At 49.3% G+C, this 20162-nt stretch carries 16 protein-coding genes; 10 read left to right on the top strand and 6 right to left on the bottom strand.

The window, feature by feature from the left end:
* Window positions 1-7: 7 nt before the first annotated feature.
* From AR333_RS11250 to AR333_RS11230, 5 genes are all read right to left on the bottom strand, one after another.
* On the bottom strand, window positions 8-1186 hold the full coding sequence (locus AR333_RS11250; RefSeq protein ID WP_068776073.1) for a glucose-1-phosphate adenylyltransferase: 1179 nt from the start codon (window positions 1184-1186) through the stop codon (window positions 8-10).
* Between the two features lie 349 nt (window positions 1187-1535).
* On the bottom strand, window positions 1536-2726 hold the full coding sequence (locus AR333_RS11245) for an ATP-binding protein (protein WP_084783610.1): 1191 nt from the start codon (window positions 2724-2726) through the stop codon (window positions 1536-1538).
* A gap of 46 nt (window positions 2727-2772) precedes the next feature.
* Entirely contained in the window at window positions 2773-3639 is an 867-nt protein-coding gene (locus AR333_RS11240) for a protein-glutamate O-methyltransferase CheR (protein WP_068775460.1), read from the bottom strand.
* Between the two features lie 82 nt (window positions 3640-3721).
* Window positions 3722-7417 carry a response regulator gene (locus AR333_RS11235; protein ID WP_068775459.1) on the bottom strand — a complete coding sequence of 1232 codons (3696 nt, stop codon included), beginning with the start codon at window positions 7415-7417 and terminating at the stop codon, window positions 3722-3724.
* A gap of 96 nt (window positions 7418-7513) precedes the next feature.
* Window positions 7514-8653 (bottom strand): fused response regulator/phosphatase, encoded by a 1140-nt coding sequence (locus tag AR333_RS11230; RefSeq protein ID WP_068775458.1) that lies wholly within the window; start codon window positions 8651-8653, stop codon window positions 7514-7516.
* 348 nt (window positions 8654-9001) lie between these two features.
* On the opposite strand from AR333_RS11230, the gene AR333_RS11225 reads away from it, so the two are divergent.
* Together AR333_RS11225 and AR333_RS24270 are read left to right on the top strand one after the other, a co-directional pair.
* The gene (locus AR333_RS11225; protein ID WP_068775457.1) at window positions 9002-9439 is read left to right on the top strand and encodes a general stress protein; all 438 of its coding nucleotides are present in this window, start codon (window positions 9002-9004) and stop codon (window positions 9437-9439) included.
* Window positions 9440-9608: 169 nt separating this feature from the next.
* A complete protein-coding gene (locus AR333_RS24270; RefSeq protein ID WP_084783607.1) occupies window positions 9609-9773 on the top strand; it encodes a DUF1328 domain-containing protein in 165 nt (54 codons plus the stop codon).
* 110 nt (window positions 9774-9883) lie between these two features.
* Here the strand turns inward: AR333_RS24270 and AR333_RS11220 are convergent, their stop codons facing one another.
* On the bottom strand, window positions 9884-10702 hold the full coding sequence (locus AR333_RS11220; protein WP_301336119.1) for a carbon-nitrogen family hydrolase: 819 nt from the start codon (window positions 10700-10702) through the stop codon (window positions 9884-9886).
* A gap of 164 nt (window positions 10703-10866) precedes the next feature.
* Here AR333_RS11220 and AR333_RS11215 point away from each other — a divergent pair, with 164 nt between their 5' ends.
* From AR333_RS11215 to AR333_RS11180, 8 genes are all read left to right on the top strand, one after another.
* A complete protein-coding gene (locus tag AR333_RS11215) occupies window positions 10867-12159 on the top strand; it encodes a nitrous oxide reductase family maturation protein NosD (protein ID WP_068775456.1) in 1293 nt (430 codons plus the stop codon).
* A 146-nt stretch (window positions 12160-12305) separates the two neighbouring features.
* Complete coding sequence (locus tag AR333_RS11210) at window positions 12306-13553, top strand: pyridoxal phosphate-dependent aminotransferase (protein ID WP_068775455.1); 1248 nt, start codon at window positions 12306-12308, stop codon at window positions 13551-13553.
* A 500-nt stretch (window positions 13554-14053) separates the two neighbouring features.
* Window positions 14054-15175 (top strand): glutamate 5-kinase, encoded by a 1122-nt coding sequence (gene proB / locus AR333_RS11205; RefSeq protein ID WP_068775454.1) that lies wholly within the window; start codon window positions 14054-14056, stop codon window positions 15173-15175.
* Between the two features lie 49 nt (window positions 15176-15224).
* Complete coding sequence (locus AR333_RS11200; RefSeq protein ID WP_068775453.1) at window positions 15225-16472, top strand: glutamate-5-semialdehyde dehydrogenase; 1248 nt, start codon at window positions 15225-15227, stop codon at window positions 16470-16472.
* Between the two features lie 26 nt (window positions 16473-16498).
* Complete coding sequence (gene proC, locus AR333_RS11195; RefSeq protein ID WP_068775452.1) at window positions 16499-17353, top strand: pyrroline-5-carboxylate reductase; 855 nt, start codon at window positions 16499-16501, stop codon at window positions 17351-17353.
* Between the two features lie 56 nt (window positions 17354-17409).
* Window positions 17410-18747 (top strand): 2,3-diketo-5-methylthiopentyl-1-phosphate enolase, encoded by a 1338-nt coding sequence (locus tag AR333_RS11190; protein ID WP_068775451.1) that lies wholly within the window; start codon window positions 17410-17412, stop codon window positions 18745-18747.
* Window positions 18741-19406: a 2-hydroxy-3-keto-5-methylthiopentenyl-1-phosphate phosphatase gene (locus tag AR333_RS11185; RefSeq protein WP_068775450.1), complete on the top strand. Its 666-nt coding sequence runs from the start codon at window positions 18741-18743 to the stop codon at window positions 19404-19406. Before AR333_RS11190 ends, AR333_RS11185 begins: the two co-directional genes overlap by 7 nt.
* Window positions 19403-20044, top strand: coding sequence for a methylthioribulose 1-phosphate dehydratase (locus AR333_RS11180; protein WP_068775449.1), 642 nt, complete (start codon window positions 19403-19405; stop codon window positions 20042-20044). The genes AR333_RS11185 and AR333_RS11180 overlap by 4 nt, the downstream gene beginning before the upstream one ends.
* Window positions 20045-20162 lie beyond the last annotated feature (118 nt).

Here is a 20162-nt window from a genome sequence, read left to right as displayed (position 1 = left end):
TTCCTCCTTATCCGATGCGCTCAAGACGAGGCATGTAAATTTTAGGAAGCTTTTCGTTGACCTTGTACATAACTTCATGATCTCCGACTACACTAATGGTCTCTGCATCAAACTTACCGACCGTTACTCCATCGCATAGAACACTGCCTTCGCCGATAATAGCTTTATGCAGCTTAACGTTATTGCCGATTCTGACATTCGGCATAATGACGCAATCCGTCAATACGCTGCCTTTACCGATGTAAACACCGTGAGAAACGACAGAGTGGTTAACACTGCCATATACCGCACAATTCTCACTGATCAGGGAACTGTCTACCCGGGCTGTACGGTCGATATGCGGCTGAACATTCGCAATCTGTGCCGTATACATCGGCCAGTCAATTTCACTTTGAAGCGGGGACTCATGCAGCAGATCCATTTGAGCCTGCCACAAACTATCAATTGTACCAACATCTTTCCAATATCCTTCATAGGAGAAGGTATGAACGAAGGCACCTTCTTCCACCATCATAGGAATGACGTCTTTACCAAAATCATGGGAAGAGATTTCAGCTGCATCATCCCGCTCAAGCACTTTCTTCAAGAAATCCCAGTTAAACACGTAAATCCCCATGGAAGCCAAATTACTTTTGGGGCGAGCCGGTTTTTCCTCAAATTCCACCACGCGGCCTTGTTCATCCGCATTCATAATGCCAAAACGGCTTGCTTCATCCCAGCCTACCGGTTTAACCGCGATTGTAGCTTCAGAACCGCGTTCTTTATGCTGACGGATCATCTCGCTGTAATCCATTTGATAAATATGATCACCCGATAAAACGACGACAAATTCAGGATCGTGTTTCTCAATAAAATGACGGTTCTGATATACGGCATTCGCAGTACCTGTATATTCGTTCCCTACAACATGTTCCTGATCGGAACAAAGCAATTCAATGCTGCCTTTGTCAGGTTCATTCAACCATGCTGTTCCATTTCCGATGTGCTGATGAAGAGACTCCGGTTTGTATTGGGTAACGACTCCGATCGTATCAATTCCAGAATTACGGCAATTACTCAGCGCATAATCGATCATCCGGTATTTTCCTGCAAAATGTACAGCGGGCTTGGCCGTATTATGGGTAAGAGCTCCCAACCGGCGTCCTTCGCCTCCTGCTAATAATAGGGCTACACTTTCTTTTCTCATCTTCATTTCACCTGTCCCTTTCATAGTTGTCATTTCTCATTTCTCTATAGCAATTATTTCACTAATTGTTAATCATACGATTCATGAAAACTTGTCTAAACATTAAATACCCCGTGCCGCCGAATTGTAATCATCTTGTGCCTAAATTCATTGTAAAATTTCGTATATCATGCACAAAAAATTCAGGAGCCCATGTGTTTGTAGAATCCCCGAAAGTTTGAAATTGCAACCTGCCCCGCTGCATCAAGGATACTGGAACCGGAGCCTTTATCTTCCGCCCCTATTTCTCAATAAAAAAAGCTTTGCAGCCGTATTGCTACGGTTACAAAGCTTGATGCGAAACGATAGGTTAAGAAGCGAGTAATTCCTCCACCTGAATGGTGAAAATGAATTCGGTCCCTTGGCCTTCTTCCGAATAAACCTCTATAGAACCTGACATTAACTCAACCAGATTTTGGCAGATTACCAAACCCAGGCCAGTACCTCCGTATTTTCTGGTCATGGACGAATCCACCTGTGTAAAAGGCTGGAATAACCGGTTTCTTTTCTCCACCGGTATCCCTATACCTGTATCCCTGACACTGAATTGAAGCAAGAGCTTGGAACCCTCCAGTGAATTATTGTCAATCCTGGATACGTGAACGGTGATATCGCCATCCTCTGTAAATTTAACCGCATTCCCGATTAAGTTTATGAGAACTTGACGGAGCTTCATCTCATCTCCTATGAGATGTTCCGGCACTCCCGGTTCAATAATCCTTTTCAAATTTAAATCTTTCTTCCGGCATTCTCCATAGAACAGATCCATCGTCTCTTCCATGCACACCGCAAGGTCAAACGGCTCTACGCTCATTTCCATTTTGGAAGATTCCAGCTTGGTGAAGTCCAGAATCTGATTGATGATGTGAAGAAGCGCAGCTCCGCTCCGGCTGATCGTGTCCGCATATTCCCGCTGCTCTTCATTAAGTTCGGTTTCCAGCAGAAGATCCGTCATGGCCATAACGCCATTCATCGGGGTACGGATCTCATGGCTCATTAAAGCCAGGAATTCGGATTTCGCCCGGTTAGCTGACTCGGCCGCTTCTTTGGCATTCAGCAGTTCCTGGGTACGCATGTTAAGCAGCTGAGACTGATGCTGCAGCTTCTTCTGGACCAGGAACAAGTTAACGAAGCCCTCAATCTTTGCTTTGAGTGTATGTGGAACAAAAGGTTTAACGATGTAATCGATCGCGCCTACCGAATAAGCCGTAAACACGTGCTCCTTTTCATGGGAGGCCGCCGTGATGAAAATGATCGGAATATCCTTGGATTTCTCCCGCGATTTGATCCATTTGGCGGTTTCGAAGCCGTCCATTCCCGGCATTTGGACATCGAGTACGATTACCGCGAAATCATCATGCAGCAGACACCGGAGAGCTTCCTCACCGGAGCCTGCTTTGACCAGATGGTAATTCTCTTCCGCAAGAACCGCTTCTAGAGCAAGCAGATTCTCTGGCTGATCATCCACCATCAGAATTTTAATCGGTTCGTCCAAATTCAATTTAAGAAACCCCTTCCTCCAAGTCGTCTCCTCATCCTATGCAGCGTCACTGCACCTTACGGTAAATCTTGTTGGCTGTACTGACGGCTTCGTACGCGGACGCATGCTTGGTGAAAGTGATCGTTTCTTTATCGCCCAGAACCAGAAAACCAGATAGACTCAAGCTTCCGTAAATCAGACTATGCACTTGGTTTTGCAGTTGAGTGTTAAAGTAGATGAGCACATTTCTACATAAGATCACATGAAATTCGTTGAATGACCGATCCGTGACCAGATTATGCTGGGCAAATACAATGTTGTCCCGTAAAAAAGGATGAAACGTTACTGAATCCTTCGAGGCCGCGTAGTACTTCGAGAAGGCTTCCTTGCCTCCAGCCTGCAAATAGTTCCTCGTATAGTCCTTCATATTACGGAGCGGATAGATCCCTTTCTCCGCTTTCTTGAGCACCTCTTCATTAATATCCGTCGCATATATTCGCGTGCGGTCATACAACCCTTCTTCATGCAGAAGAATCGCCATAGAGTATACTTCCTCACCGGTTGCACAGCCCGCATGCCAAATGCGTATAGCCGGGTACTTCCGGAGCATCGGGACCACATCCTGCCGGAAGGAAGTGAAAACCTCGGGATCACGAAACATCTCCGTAACATGGATAACGAGATCCGACAGCAGCCTATCGAGGCATTCGCGATCATGCAGCACTCTCTCCTGGAGGCCGGACACCGTAGTCAGCTTCTCCGCCAAGATACGGTGCCAGATCCTTCTGCGGATAGACGGATAAGAATAATTGCGAAAATCATAACCATATATTCGAAAAATACCTTCAAGCAGCAGATTAATCTCAATACGTTCATGTTCAGCTTGAAGTCCTGAAAGTACGGGCAGTTGATCCAGGTTCGTAAAGGAATCCATTGTTTCTCTCCCTCTCCTCCGAAAAGATCTTGCTGAACTTTGTCATCTGTCCTATTCAGAGGTTTCGCATTTGTTCCTACTCTTATTTAAACAACCAAACGCGAATTAGAGACATCAATTGATCATTATTTATTGGTTTCGTAATATAATCCGATGCTCCCGCGGCAATACACTTCTCGCGGTCGTCCCGCATAGCTTTGGCTGTCAGTGCAATAATCGGCAAATGATCAAAGTGCGGCATATTGCGGATTTCGCGCATAGCTTCGTATCCGTCCATCTCCGGCATCATAATATCCATCAGCACAAGATCGATATCCGGCTCTCTGTCCAGGATGGACAAAGCCTGCCGTCCCGTTTCTGCAAATAGGACTTTCATGTTGTATCCTTCAAGCAGGTTGGACAGGGCGAATACGTTGCGAATGTCGTCATCAACCAGAAGCACTTTCTTTCCTGAGAACACAGCTTCACTGCTGTGAAGACGCTGCAGAATCTGCTTCTTCTCCTCAGGGAGCCCGTCTTCCACCCGATGCAGGAAGAGAGCTGTCTCATCCAGAAGGCGTTCAGGCGATTTTACATTCTTGATAATAATCGATTCGGCATATTTTTTGAGCCGCATTTCATCTTTCTTATCATATTCCTTCTGAGTATACATCACAATCGGCAAACGGCGAAGATTCTCGTCGCCCTTAATTTGATCCAGCAGGTCAAACGCCGTCTTATCTGCAAGTCCCACGTCAAGCACCATACAGTCAAAGTGCTGCTCCTGCAGCTTCTCCATGGCTCCATCCGCACTGGACACAACGTCAATGATAACATCATCGTGACGGATCAATTCAATGAGATTATTAATCTCGACAGGATCGTCCTCCACCAGAAGCAGTTTTCGCAGACTCTGATCAATAAACCCTTCCAAATCACTGAATGCTTGCTCAAGCAGGTCTTTGCTGGACGGCTTGCGCATATAAGCGATAGCCCCCATCGATAAGCCTTGATGAACCTCATCTACCACGGACATCACATGTACCGGAATATGACGGGTATCCGCATTATTCTTAAGCTGCACAAGTATGGACCAGCCGTCTACAATCGGCAGCTGGATATCCAGCAGTATACCGTCCGGCTTATACTCTCTTGCCATCTGCAGACCGATATCTCCCTGCATGGCGACGAGCACTTTGAATCCTCGGCTGCGGGCCATATCTACAAGTACCTGGACAAAGTGAACATCGTCCTCGACGATCAGCAGAACTTTGTCGCTGTCTTCTATCGTACCCCGATCATCCTCTACTTCACGCTGAGAAGACTTAGAAGCTGGCTTCGGCGGTTTCGGCATCGGGATGGATAAAGGCTGCACCGGTGAAGTCCATTGGCCTTCACCCTCACTGCGGTGAGCTTCCTGATGGTCTTGACCTGCGGCTGCGGCTTCCCGCGTGCCACCGAGACGTTCCGAAACCTGACGATTCGGAATAAAGAGAGTAAACGTGCTGCCTTCGCCTTCGCGGCTGCAGATTTCAATATTGCCCCCGAGCAGAGAAGCGAGCTGTCTGCTGATGGATAAGCCCAAGCCTGTTCCGCCAAACTGGCGGCTGGTTGTGCCGTCGGCCTGCTGGAAAGCCTCGAAGATCAGCAGCTGTTTTTCTTCCGGTATACCGATGCCGGTATCTTTTACCGAGAAGGCAATTTGTGACTCGCCTTCATCTACAGGATACACATGCAGAAGCACGCTGCCCTGAGAAGTAAACTTGAACGCATTGGACAACAAATTACGGAGAATTTGTTCCAATCTCATGTTATCCGTGTATAGCATTCTCGGAACTTGGCTGTCCAGTTTCACTTCGAAGCCAAGCCCCTTCTTGCGGGCAATTTGATCGAATGATCTTTCGATCGTTTCCATAACCTCCGGAAGAAGCACGTACTCCGTCTGGATATCGATTTTCCCGGCTTCCACCTTGGATAAATCAAGGACGTCGTTAATCAGCTTGAGTAAATCTGAACCGGAGGAATGAATCGTATCGGCATATTCCACCTGCTTGCTCTTCAGATTTCCTTCCTTATTCTCCGCAAGCATTTGGGAAAGAATAAGCATACTGTTCAAAGGAGTCCGCAATTCATGCGACATATTGGCCAGGAATTCAGATTTGTAGCGGGATGCCATAGCCAGCTCAAATGCCTGCTTCTCGATGGCTTCCTTCGCTTCTTCAATCTGACGGTTCGCAAGCTCGGTTTCCTGAACCTGAATTTCGAGCTGTTTGGTCTTACGCAGCAATTCGGAATTGTTCTGTTCGAGCTCCTCCTGCTGGGACTGAAGCAGCTCTTCTGAAGCTTTGAGCGCTTTGGTCTGTTCTTCCAGCTTTTCGTTAGACGTGCGAAGCTCCTCCTGCTGAGAGATAAGTTCCTCGGACTGGCTTTGAAGCTCCTCTGTCAGAGCTTGTGACATCCGCAGAAGTTCCTCAACCCGTTCACGCGAACGAATCCGGGATACGGATACAGCCAGATTCTCGCTCAACTGTTCCAGCAAGTTTATTTGTCCTTCGCTGAGTTTCTTGAGACCTGCAAACTCTACAACGGCACAAATTTCATCATCATCAGACTCGACGGGCTCTACAATCAAATATTTAGCATCCAATTGTCCGAAAGAAGAGCGGATCATAACTTGCTGGTCCACATCTTCTTCTATTAGAATGCGCTGGCCGTCTGAGGCAACCTGCCCTACCAGGCCTTGACCGAGTGCAAACTCTTCGGCAGGATTGGTATCCGTATCTCCATCAAAAGCATAAGAAGCGGCAAGCACAAGACTGGAACGCATGCCTTCTCTCTCAAGCAAGTAAACACTGCCGTAAGAGGCGCCGATCATCCGTGCGCTTTGGGTAATGAAGCTTTTGGTCAGTTCGTGCATATTGGTCTGATCCTGAAGGAGTACGCTCATATTGGCAACATTGGACTTCAGCCAGGCCTGCTCTTCATTGATTTTACTGAGCGCTCTCTCATTGCCCATCAGTGTTTCCAATCCATCCGCCATTCCATTGAATACATCCGCTACCTTGCCGAATTCATCTGTCGTTGTGACTTCAATGCGGTATCCGGGATCGAATTTGCCGTTGGCAAAGCCTTGAATCATCCGTGTCAGCAAGTTGAGTCCTTTGGACAAACTGCGGATAATCCAATACATGATAGCTAGACCGATAACGAGGGCAGCTATCGTGATAAGAGCAGTGACCATCAATGTCTGGCTGTTGGAGCCTCGGAATTCGTTAACCCCGCTTACTACACTATCATTGTGATAATCCGTTATCTGGTCGAGATTCGCTATAACCTGATCCTGATAGAGTACTCCGGTAGCATTACGCAGCTTATTAGCCGCTTCAACATTTCCTTGTTTGTATAATTCCAAAGCCTGATTAACATAATTAGCAAATTTCTCCCCGCTCTGGGAGGTTGTGTATGCAAGCTGCTTTTCTGCGTCTGTTTTTGTATTGGTAAGTAGTTGATCTATTCCTTGATTCAATTCTTCCAAATAGAGCAAAGACTTATCCACATTGTCCTTGGCCGCCGGCATATTCGGATCCGGATTAAGCAGAAGATTAGCCATGTACTTGGCAATTGTGTTTACATCGGATCTCGCACTGTACGCAAGACGGACTTTCTCATAGCGCTTCACAAACATCTCGTCCATGCTCTCATTGACCGCACTGAGGCGCGACATACCTATGCCTGCCAGCACGAACATGAGAACAAGCAGGAGACCGAAGCCAGTCATTAGTTTCGTTGATATTTTCATATTCGCTTCTCTTCTCCCCTTTGGTCTTCTCTATAGAATGAAGAGGCGAGATGAGCCTGGTTTTCTCTACTCAGCATCTCGCCCCGACAAGGCACTTTAGTGTATGTCTATCCACAGCAGACAGATATCGTCGGCGTGGCTGCTTTGTGTGTCTTCGTTCAGCACACCGTTCACGACTGCATTCAGCCCTTTATCCCCATTAGCTCTAACTTCTTCTATCAAGCTCTCAGGCATGACGGTCGGGTCTTCTTCAATCTCTTCCAATAACCCATCCGTATATAAAAGAATACGTGTGCTGTCCTGATAAGTCAGACGGCCCGGATTAATATCCATCGTTTCAAAAAAACCGACCGCACACGTACCTTGCTTTAACGGGACCGCTTCGCCGTTCTTTTCCATTAAAAATCCCGGCGGGTGACCTGCATTGACATAATCAATGGTCTTGTTCTTCGTGTCGATTAATAAATAGATGGCTGTAAAATAATAATTCAAATGATTCTGATCGTTATGCAGCCGGTTCATGTAACGGTTCAGCTCGGCAATGACAAGCTCTGGCGTCGCATACTTCGTAATGGTGTCGCGGAGTACAGAAGAAATGAACATACAGACAAGGGACGAGGAAATTCCATGTCCCATAATATCGAGCAGCATAACACCGTACCGGTCTTCATCAATTGAATACCAGTTGTAAAGATCACCCGCCAATTCATAAGAAGGGTTGTAATAGGCTTCAATTTTGATTTTATCCGTTACGACAGGGAGACTCAGCACACTGCTCTGCACATTTTTAGCAAGCTGCAGTTCAGATCGGATGCGGTTGTCATTCTCTCTATGCCAGTCTTTCTCATACTTAAGCCTGAGCGCGGACTTGATTCTGGCAACCAGCTCAATTTTGTTAATCGGCTTAGTCACATAATCAATAGCCCCGGCTTCGAGCGCCTCAGCAAGTTTAATGGAGTCCCCCATCGCTGTAATGATAATAATAGGAATGTCTTTCAGTTCCTCAATCAGCTGCAGCTTCCGGCAGGCTTCGATTCCATCGATTTCAGGCATCATCAGATCCATCAAGATCAGATCTATCTGCAAATCAGACGTGCTGGGGTTCTCGATACAGAGCATATCGAACAGTTCCATTGCAGAAGAAGCGCGGTGCATATCGGAATAGCCCGCGCTCTTCAATATTTTCTCGATCACAATAAGATTGACCGGATTATCATCAACAATCATGATGCTCATCAGTGAATTCTTCTCCTTTTATGTGGAATGATTAGGCGCGTATCGGGTACCGTATATTCCTACTTAGGGAGCTTTTACTTAATAGAAATGGGGTAAAGTCTATCGAATACTTACCTATTATATAAAATATCCTCAAGTAAAGTAACCCTCAAAACTTAACTTTGAATCAGGTAATTTTTTATAATTCACAAATCTTTTAATTTGTCAATTGTTTTGTTTCAGGTATGGGGTACCCGGTTAATAATAGTCATGCCAGTCAGCAAGACATACTAAAACACAAGCAATTGGCCGCAACCTTAACCAACCAAATTAAAAAAGCGGCTGATTCCAATAAGGAGGAGAAACATAATGGAAACCAAAGTGAGATTAGCAAGTAACGAAGAACAAGCTCTGCGGGAAGTGAAAAACTTACAGGCAGAAGGATATAATCTGGATGAAATTTATGTACTGACACATGATTCGGATCGTACCGAGGGTGTCGCGGAAATGACCAATACCAATGAAATCGGTGTTTCTGAAGAAGGTTTCATGAATGCAGTAGCTAATCTGTTCCGTTCTAAAGGGGACGAGCTGCGTGCCAAGATCGAATCTCTCGGACTGAGTGAATCCGAAGCCAATACCTACGAAAAAGAGCTCGACAAAGGAAAGATCCTCGTAATCGCCTATACGGATCGCGACGGAGATAACTATAATCATAATAAAGGACCCCTGGATGAAGAAACCACTCTTCCCCCAACGGGCATTTACATGAGCGGCCGTGACAATCAGAACAGCAACTTGTTCTAAGTCTACCACATTTCCTTAACTTATTTAAATATCGGCAATCTATACCGTTCACTTAAGTTTTATTAAGCTCTTCTAACACGATAACGAGCACACTTTCATAGCGGCAGAGCATGAAAGACTCGATAATAAATAGAACTTGAATACATTTATAACGGAAGGAGGAATACTTATGTTAAAATGGGCTATGATATTTCTGCTTATTGCCATTGTTGCCGGAATCTTCGGGTTCTTCGGAATTGTAAGTGCGGCTGCAGGAATTGCGAAAGTTCTCTTCTTCCTATTCCTAATCCTGTTCGTCATTACTTTGATAACGGGACGCAGGTCGTCGGTTTAACAATTCACGGATAAATAGATAGTTCATCAGCTTTGATAATAACTCAAAAGCCACAGCTCTTCTTTACTAAAAGAAGGACTGTGGCTTTTGAGTTATTTTCGTATCATCGTTTATTGATCATATAACTTGGGCCTGCGGTCTTCAAAAACAGGAATCGTACGCCGTACCTGCGCTACTTCTCCGAGATCGACTTCCGCATAAAGAATTTCTTCTTTTTCCCCGCCTTCGGCAAGTACATTCCCCCAAGGATCAATTACCATGGAATGACCAAAGAATGAAGTGCCTTTACTTTCTCCGACACGGTTGCAGGCAACTACAATCATCTGGTTCTCAATGGCACGCGCCATGAGCAGAGTACGCCAGTGATGTAAGCGCGGATGCGGCCATTCCGCCGGTACGAATAGCATTTGCGCCCCGTCTAAGGCAAGGCGGCGTGTCAATTCCGGAAACCGTATATCATAACAAATGATGGCGCCGGCCGGAATACCGTCGATTTCGAACATTCCCCTGCTTTCCCCTGCCGTTAAGGCCAGATGCTCGTCCATTAAGCGAAACAGATGAATTTTAGAATAGGTCAGATGATTAACCCCATTCCGGTCATAACCGTAAATGGTGTTTTTAACCTTATCGCCGATTCTCTCCGCTATCGATCCGCCCACAATCTGCACCCCATGTTTACGGGCAAACCCACTTAATAACTCCGCCGTCTGCTTCCCTTCCGGATCAGCAAGTTCATGGATACGATCAAGCGCATACCCGGTGTTCCACATTTCCGGCAGAACGATAACATCCGGTTTCTTCTCGGCCTGGATGGCTTGACTAAGCATCTCTTCTACTTTCCGTACATTTGTGGCCGGTTCTCCAATTGCTATATCCATCTGCAGCAGAGCCAGTTTAATCTTCTGTTCATTCGTATGTAAGGTTTCCACTCAGCTCACCCTTTCCGATTGCGGTGATAGTTTGCCTTTATGATAGAGCATCATCCTCTTAAGATCAATGATTAGTTTACAATTTCCATCCGGAAGGAAAAACATGGAATAAGGCGAATTAAGTATCTTATTCTATCGATTCATATCCGAGAGGAGATCAAAAGATGACTTCAACTTCTCAACCGCCTCCTACCTGGAGCCGCAGAAAACTGCTTGCTTCATTAGGCGCAGCCGGTGCCGTTCTCGTAGCCGGGTCGCTTCCGGCAGCCGTTAAGGCCCGCGGGGCAGATACCATTATTCACGATGTAAAAGAATATGGCGCACTCGGACAAGGTGGCTATGGAGATCAAGACTGGACCGGCATACAGCAGGCCGTCACCGCAGCTGCCAGAACGGGCGGCTTTGTTTTTATTCCGGCTGGTACATATTTGCTCACCAAACCTGTCCAACTCCAAAGCGGAGTACATTTGATCGGGGCGGGCACCACGCTCACGCATTTAATCGGGGCCACGGGCTGCGTATTTAACGCGCTGCCTCCCGCCACCAGTATTAAAATCGGCCATCTCTCGATCCAAGGCGGTTCTGCCGGGTCCAAAGCCTTCAATGAAGACAGTGCAGTTTCGCTGCTTCAGGCCAGCAGTGTCCGCATCTACAACTGCCGCTTTCATACCGTTTATAGTCCGATTCTACTGCGATCTTGTACCCGCTGTATAATTGAAAATAACGAATTTGATATTATTCTGGGCAATATGCCCGGTAAACCCCACTACGGCACAGCCGTCTATTGTGCAGGAGGCGAAGGTCATCTGATCCGCAACAATACATTCAGAAGTGTATCTATAGCCGCGGCTTGGCTGGGAGAAGGCTGCTCAGCGTCTTTAATAGAGGGAAACCGGGTCTCGTACTTTGACGGCAGCGCTTTCGTGATCCAATCCGATGATGCCAAGAAACCGGGCTCGCACAATCGCATTACAGCCAACCACATTACAAATGAGAATGCTTCCAAAACCGGCTGCACCGCTATTAGACTTACACGCAATGTTCTTCATAATCACCTTACACAGAACAGTATTGAGCATGTGAATGGAATCGGAATCGCGCTTGAGGGAGAAGAAGAAAGCGGCAAGCTCTTCCCGGCAGACAATACAATCACCGGAAATTATGTACGGCAATCAACGGGCAGCGCAGTGGTGCTGCAGAATGCTCTACGCACGATTTCTTCAAGCAATTCGATCCGAAACTGCACGCTTGACGGGATTTGCATCGAATCAAGAGGTGAAGCCAATTCACGCGAAAACGTCCTCTCGGGCAATATTCTGGTAGGATGTAACGAGACGGCCATACGTATCAAGGGAGCTAAAAGCTCGGGTACCTTGCTGGCAGGCAACTCAGGCCGCGATAACGGAAAAAATTTATTGGACGAGGGCACACAGACACAGATGGCAGCAACCTTCTAAATACGCGCTTTCGTCAGGACCTCTTAACCACTTTTCTGCTCTTATATCTGTCCATTCCGAGTGGTATACAACCAATTGGAATCATGATAAAGTAGGGATATTCTTGGGAAACACTGACGGAAACAGCATGATGGAGGCTATGAAACATGAACCACAACAAACAATCTGCGGACGAGGCTGCGAGCAGCCCCATCGCACATGCCGGATCTACTAACACCGGCTTTCAAATTCAACCAGCGGAGCGGATGTCCGGCCTGCCCGCACAATTTTTTGCGGGCCTGGTTCGTAAAGCGAATGAACAAATATCGCTCGGCTATGATGTGATCAATCTCGGTCAAGGCAATCCCGATCGCCCCACACCGCCCCATATCGTAAAATCGCTTCAGGAATCGGCGGAGAATCCTTTGTATCACAAATATCCGCCCTTCAGCGGCTATTCCTTCCTCAAAGAAGCCATCGCTGCCCGCTACCGGGAAGATTACGGCGTCCATCTCGATCCCGAGACGGAAGTCGCCATTCTCTTCGGCGGTAAGACCGGCCTCGTCGAAATCAGCCAGTGCTTACTGAATCCAGGCGATGTTTGCCTCGTGCCGGATCCTGGCTACCCCGACTACTGGTCAGGAGTAGCGCTCGCGGGAGCAGAGATGGCCTTCATGCCGCTGCGTGAAGACCACGCCTTCCTCCCGGATTACGGCTCCCTGTCAGAGGAAGACGTCCGGAGGGCGAAGCTTATGTTCATCAACTACCCGAACAACCCTACGGCCGCGGCAGCACCCGCCTCATTCTATGACGATACGATCGAATTCGCCGCTAAGAATGGCATTGTCGTCGCAAGCGACTTCGCTTACGGGGCCATCGGTTTTGATGGCAGCAAGCCCGTCAGTTTCCTTCAGCGGCCTGGAGCCAAAGAAGTCGGCGTAGAATTCTATACGCTCTCCAAGACCTACAATATGGCAGGCTGGCGCGTAGGTTTTGCCCTCGGCAACCCGGAAGTGATCCGCATCATCAATCTCATGCAGGATCATATGTATGTCTCCCTGTTCGGAGGAATCCAAGCGGCTGCCGCCGCCGCGCTTACCGGTCCTCAGGATTGCGTACACGAGCTCTGCTCGATGTATGAGAGCCGCCGCAATGCCCTGTTCGGAGCACTGGATCAGATCGGCTGGGAAGCTGCTCCATCCCAAGCCTCTTTTTTCGCCTGGCTGCCGGTGCCCAAGAAATACAGCTCCGCCGAATTTTCCGATCTTCTGCTCCGGGAGGCCAAGGTCGTCGTAGCACCGGGCATCGGTTTCGGCAAACACGGAGAAGGCTACGTCAGGCTCGGACTCCTCACCCCTGAAGATCGCCTTGTGGAGGCTGTACAGCGGATCGGAACCTTGCATTTATTCGAATAATGAGAGATTTCTGAGGCTCCTTGACACGGGGCCTCTGCGCTTTACAAAACTAAAGCCAGCATGCTATTCTAATAAGAAGATATGGAACGTAATGATGGGAACAGTAAGGAATGTCCGCTATGCCCCAGAGAAAAGCTCCCCGGCTGAAAGAGCTTTTGCAGCAGCCTTCCCGAACCCGCCCCGGAACGGTCAGCGATGAGCTGAACAGCCCCCTTCTGTTATCAAGGGAACGAGATGGATGTGCATCCGCCAGCGGCCTGCCTGTCAATTCTCTTCTATAGCGGCCCCGCCGGTACGCCGGCTTTTGCTGCAGAGAGGAATTCAAGGATCTGACGCCTGCCCGGATGGGGTTATTTCCTATGCACATCAATTAAGGTGGTACCGCGGAAGCCCAGGCTTTCGTCCTTACGAGGACGGAGGCCTTTTTTTGCATACCTCCCTCCTTCCTAATTTCATTCAATCTCCCTATACGGGCACTGTTTCTTAAGGAAGTGACATTCATGCAGCGCATTGTTGTAAAAATAGGCAGCAGCTCCCTCACCTCGGAAGCCGGCGGCTTGAACAAGGAGAAGATCGCCTACTTCGCCGCCGAATTATCCGCTCTGCAGCAGCAGGGATACGAGGTAGTGCTCGTAACGTCCGGTGCTGTTGCCGCCGGTTTCTCTTCCCTGGGCTACAAAACACGTCCTAAGCTGCTTCACGAGAAGCAGGCCGCCGCGTCGGTCGGGCAGGCTCTGCTCATGCAGGCTTACCAGGAAGCTCTCAGCGGTCACGGAATCGGAGCGGCTCAAATCCTGCTGACGCGTTATGATTTTACAAGCCGAAGACGCGTAGGCAACGCTACCGCAACGATGGAGGAGTTACTCCGGCGCAAGGTTATCCCCATCATCAATGAAAACGACACCGTCTCTGTCGATGAATTAAAATTCGGTGATAACGATACGCTTTCAGCGCTTGTGGCTAATCTTCTTAAGGCGGGCCAGCTCATCATCATTACCGATATGGATGGGCTCTACACGGACGATCCGCGCAAGAACAAGGATGCGAGAAGGATCGACCGGGTCGATGAGATCAGCGATGAGCTGTACCGCATCGCCGGAGGCGCCGGAAGTTCGGTCGGCACCGGCGGAATGCGCTCCAAAATCGAAGCAGCCCGCATCGCCATGAGGGGTGGGATCCCTGTTTTCGTAGGCCGGGCCACGGAGGCTGGAGATATCCGCCTGGCTGCTTCGGAGAGCGGGAGGGGCACCTACTTCGCCGCTTCTATGCATACCCTGTCTATCAAGAAACAGTGGGTCGGATTCCACTCCGTCCCGCAGGGCAAGGTAATCGTGGACAAAGGGGCCCAGTCGGCCCTTCTCGAAGGCGGCAAAAGCCTGCTGCCGGCAGGCGTGACTGCTGTGGAAGGGGACTTTCATCCCGGTGATGTAATCGAAGTTTATTGCTCGCAAGGCACTGGTATCGGCCGCGGTATTGTCAACTATGCCGCCTGGCAGCTGCAGGCGGTTATGGGACTGAGCACGGAGGAAGTCCAGCGCCGTGTGGAAGTTGCCCGCATTGAGGTGATCCACCGGGACGAGTGGATCACTCTCCAGAGCTATCCGGCTTCCGGCGCTCTTTAGCCGGATACCCTGTATGACAAGACCAACATTCGATAAGGAGTGAACATCCATGAGTGAAGTTAGAGAAAAAGCCCTTTTGGCCAAAGAAGCGTCGGCCAAACTCGCAAGCTTAACAACCGGACAGAAGAATACAGCCCTGCTGCGCATGGCAGAAGCATTATTTGCCGAGCAGGAATCCATTATAGAAGCGAACGCCGAGGACTTGAGGCGCGGGCAGGAATCCGGCACCTCCTCCTCCCTGCTCGATCGTCTTGCTCTTAATTCAGAGCGCATCGCGGGCATGGCGGAAGGACTGCGGCAGATTGCAGAGCTTACGGATCCCATCGGAGATACGCTTGAGTCGTTCGTCCGCCCTAACGGACTGCGTGTCGAGAAGATACGCGTTCCGCTCGGCGTGATCGGGATTATCTACGAAGCCCGCCCTAACGTAACGGTGGATGCGGCCGGACTTTGCCTCAAAACCGGCAACGCCGTCGTGCTGCGAGGCGGTTCCTCCGCTTTAAGTTCCAATGAGCGGATCGTCGAAGTACTTCAAGCTGCACTGGCCGGTACCGATCTGCCTCCTATGGCTGTTCAGCTCATTTCAAATCCGGACCGTTCCTCCGTGGATGAAATGCTGAAGCTTAACGGACTTCTGGATGTACTGATCCCGCGCGGAGGTTCTTCCCTCATTCAGACAGTTGTCCAGAATGCCTCCGTTCCCGTAATTGAGACAGGCGCCGGAATATGCCATACCTTCGTTGATGAAAGCGCAAAGCCGGACATGGCGGAGAAGATAGCGATCAATGCCAAAGTCCAGCGCCCTTCCGTATGTAATTCGATGGAAACCTTGTTGGTTCACAGTCATTTTGCAGAGATGCATCTGGCTGCGCTGGCAGATAAGCTGACTGCGCTGGGCGTTCAGCTCTATGGCTGTCCGGATACACGCAAGCTTGTCCCCGCTGTCAAAATCGCTTCCGAGGAAGCTTGGGATACCGAATACAATGATTACATCCTCAACGTAAAAATCGTATGCCATCTGGATGATGCCCTTGCGCACATCCGTTCACACGGCACCATGCATTCGGAATGTATTGTGACCGAGAATGAAAGCCATGCCCAGCGGTTTCTGCACGAAGTAGACGCTGCAGCTGTCTATCACAATGCCTCTACGCGTTTTACAGACGGATTCGAATTCGGATTCGGCGCCGAGATCGGAATCAGCACCCAGAAGCTTCACGCACGCGGACCGATGGGCTTGCCCGCTCTCACATCGACTAAGTATCGGATATACGGAGACGGCCAAATTCGCGAATAACTCGCACGGGATAGGAGAAGAAGCATATGAGCAACCGCACGTTCAACCAGCGCATCGCATTTGTCGGTGCCGGCTCCATGGCAGAAGCCATTTTCAGAGGACTCATTCAGCGCGGAATTACTAAACCTGAGCAAATCTTCGTATCAAATCGTCAAAATGCGCAGCGTCTTTCAGAACTGGAAGAGCTGTACAAGGTGGAAACGAGCAGCGATGCTCGAACGAAGCAAGAACGCATCCGTAACGCTGATATCGTTGTTCTTTGCATGAAACCCAAGGACGTTGAATCCTCCTTCGCCGATTTGAAGCCGCTTCTTACAGAGCGGCAGCTGATCGTCTCTGTTATAGCAGGCTTAACGATTCATAAAATGGAACTGCTGCTTGAAAAAATGGTTCCGATTGTCCGTACCATGCCTAACACCTCCTCTACGATCGGTTTGGGCGCAACGGGAATCAGCTTTTCCTCCACTGTCACCGAGGAGCAGCAAGCTGTTGCGATTAATCTGTTCGAAGCGGTAGGAATTGTCTCCGTCGTCGAAGAAGATCATATTGAGATCGTTACCGGCATTTCCGGCAGCGGGCCGGCTTACGTGTATTCTTTTATGGAGTCGCTCATTCAAGCAGGTGTGAAGGGCGGGCTGAGTGCGGAAGAATCTCGCCGCCTAACCCTGCAGACCGTACTCGGAGCAGTGCGCATGATGGAGCTGACCGGGGAAGAACCGGCTGAGCTACGGCGTAAAATCACATCCCCTAACGGTTCCACGTTGGCGGCCCTGCAGACTCTGGAGAAATACAAGTTTGAAGAAGCGGTTGCCGGAGCAGTATCCAGTGCGGCAAAGCGGGCCAGAGAAATGGGAGCCGAGATTGCCCCTCATCTCAAATAGATAGGTTCCAAGATTACTGCCGCTACCGGAAATTAAGAATAAGCAGGTGAAACCAAATGGCATCTTATTGCTTGGCTACATACCGCTGTTATGATGAACAAGCGGATTTCAATAAAAAAGCACAAGGCATTGCAGTCGGACTTACGGTTGGAAGCTGGACAGAACTGCCGGAAGCCCGCAAGGCTCAAATGAAGCAGCATCTGGGTCATGTCGTATCGGTAACGGTATACGTGCCCGGTGAGCTGACTCCTGATTCGGGACGCTGTGCGGATATCCAAATCGCCTACCCGGATCTTAACTTCAGCCGGGACCTGCCTGCCCTGCTCGTCACCGTGTTCGGCAAGCTGTCTATGGACGGCAAAATTAAGCTTACGGATCTTTCATTCTCCGCAGAATTCTTGGCCGCGTTTGCCGGTCCGAAGTTCGGAATGCGAGGAGTCCGCGAATTACTCGGCGTCTATGACCGCCCGCTTCTGATGAGTATCTTTAAATCGGTCATCGGACAAGACCTGGACGGGATCCGGGAACAATTTTATGGACAGGCGGCCGGCGGCGTCGATTTAGTCAAAGACGATGAAATTCTGTTCGAGAACCCGCTTACTCCCATCGAGAAACGTGTAAAAGTATGCTTGGAAGAAGCAGCCCGGGCAAGTGAACGTACAGGGCAGAAGCTGCTTTATGCGACGAACCTGACGGGTTCTACCTCCAAACTCGCCGATCAGGCTAAAAAAGCGATTGAAGCGGGAGCTAATGCTCTATTATTCAATGTGCTGGCCTACGGCTTCGATACGCTGAGTGAATTGAGCGCAGATCCGGACATTACGGTTCCGATCATGGCACATCCGGCCATGGCAGGGGCGCTGTATCCTTCACACGAGTACGGCATCTCCGCTTCCCTGCTGCTTGGCAAATTAATGCGCGTAGCAGGCGCCGATCTCGTACTATTCCCATCCCCTTATGGTTCTGTAGTCATGCCGCGGGAGGAGAATCTGGCGATTAAGCATGCCCTGCTTACCCCAGACATCTCTAAGGATTATCTGTACAGCCCCGTAGAAGCTGCAGAACACGCGCCTAACACACTACAGGCTTCCACTTCGGTGAGCACTGAGAAGAAGAACTCCCATGGCGGCAGCACGGCTCTCAGGGCTTCCTTCCCCGTACCGTCTGCGGGAATTCATCCAGGCCTTGTACCGCTAATCCTGCGAGACTTCGGCACCGATGTTATCGTGAACGCCGGCGGAGGGATTCACGGCCACCCGATGGGAACGATCGCCGGCGGACAAGCCTTCCGTCAAGCCATTGACGCGACGCTCCGCAACGAGACCCTGGAGGAGGCAGCCAAGCACCATCCAGAATTAAAAGCAGCTATAGAAGCTTGGGGGGTTAAATCTTGAAACAAAAAATTATCTTTTGCGATTTCGACGGCACGATTACCAAGAACGACAATATCGTCGCCATTATGAAACATTTCAATCCTCCCGGCTGGGAGGAGATCGTTAATCGTCTCTTGCAAGAAAGAGCGATATCCGTCCGGCAAGCTGTGGGCGAGATGTTCCACCTGCTCCCTTCTTCCCTTAAAGAAGAAGTCGTCCATTTTGCCATTTCTAACGCGGCTATCCGTGACGGATTTGATGAATTTGTAACCTATTGCAAACAAAAAAACATCAAACTCCTGGTTACGAGCGGAGGGATTGATTTCTTCGTTTATCCGCTGCTCCAGCCGTTTGATATTCCGCAAGACGATATTTTCTGCAACGCAAGCTCTTTTGACGGTGAGACTATCGAGATCTTATGGCCCCACGTATGTGACGATGTGTGTGTGGCCGATTGCGGGATGTGCAAGACAACCATTATCCGCTCCTACCCGGAAGACCAGTACGAGCGTATCCTAATCGGAGATAGTATCACCGATTTCCAAGGAGCCAAACTTGTGGAAACAGTTTATGCACGCGCCCAGCTTATTGATTTGTGCCAAGAGCTCGACAGGCCTTATCATCCTTTTGAAACCTTTCACGATATTATACGCGACTTGGAGGCGACGACCCAGGCATGAGTACTGAACTTACATTGGAGCAAAAACAACAGGCATACACAGAGCTTAGCGATATTAAAGCGAACCTTGCCGCCCGAGGCTGGTTCCCGGGTACCAGCGGTAATCTGTCCGTCCGTGTAGGCGAGTTTACTCCGGAACAATTTACTTTTGCCGTGACCGCAAGCGGCAAAGATAAGTCGGTCCGCTCTCCAGAGGATTTCTTGCTCGTGAATGAGAAAGGAACCGCTGTCGAAGCGACTAAGCTGAAACCTTCGGCCGAAACCCTTATTCACTGTGAGATTTACAAGCATACAGGCGCCGGAGCAATCCTGCACGTACATACGATGTTTAACAACCTCGTCTCGGAGCTGTACGGCGACAAAGGCTCTATACCGGTACAAGGTGTAGAACTAATTAAAGCATTGAATATCTGGGAAGAAAATGCCCGTATTGAAATCCCCGTGCTTCCCAATTATGCCGACATCCCCCGGATCGCCGAGCTCGTGCCGGGTGCAATCGCTGCGCGTATTCCCGGTATCGTCCTCCGTAATCACGGCATCTACGCCTGGGGCGCCAACGTATTCGAGGCCAAACGCCACCTCGAAGCATTTGAGTTTCTGTTCGAGTATGTTTACCGCTGGCATCTCCTCACGAAATAATGGCAGCTTCGCTGCTGATATACAAAACAGACTGCCCTTTTTATTATAGGAGGGCAGTCTGTTTTGTATAGGTATAGGTACTGGCGACACAACTCGGCAGTTGCCGTCTGGAACTTTT

Source organism: Paenibacillus sp. FJAT-26967 (genome assembly GCF_001541095.1).
In the GTDB taxonomy this organism is placed as follows: domain Bacteria; phylum Bacillota; class Bacilli; order Paenibacillales; family NBRC-103111; genus Paenibacillus_F.
This window is presented reverse-complemented; position numbering and strand designations above follow the sequence as displayed.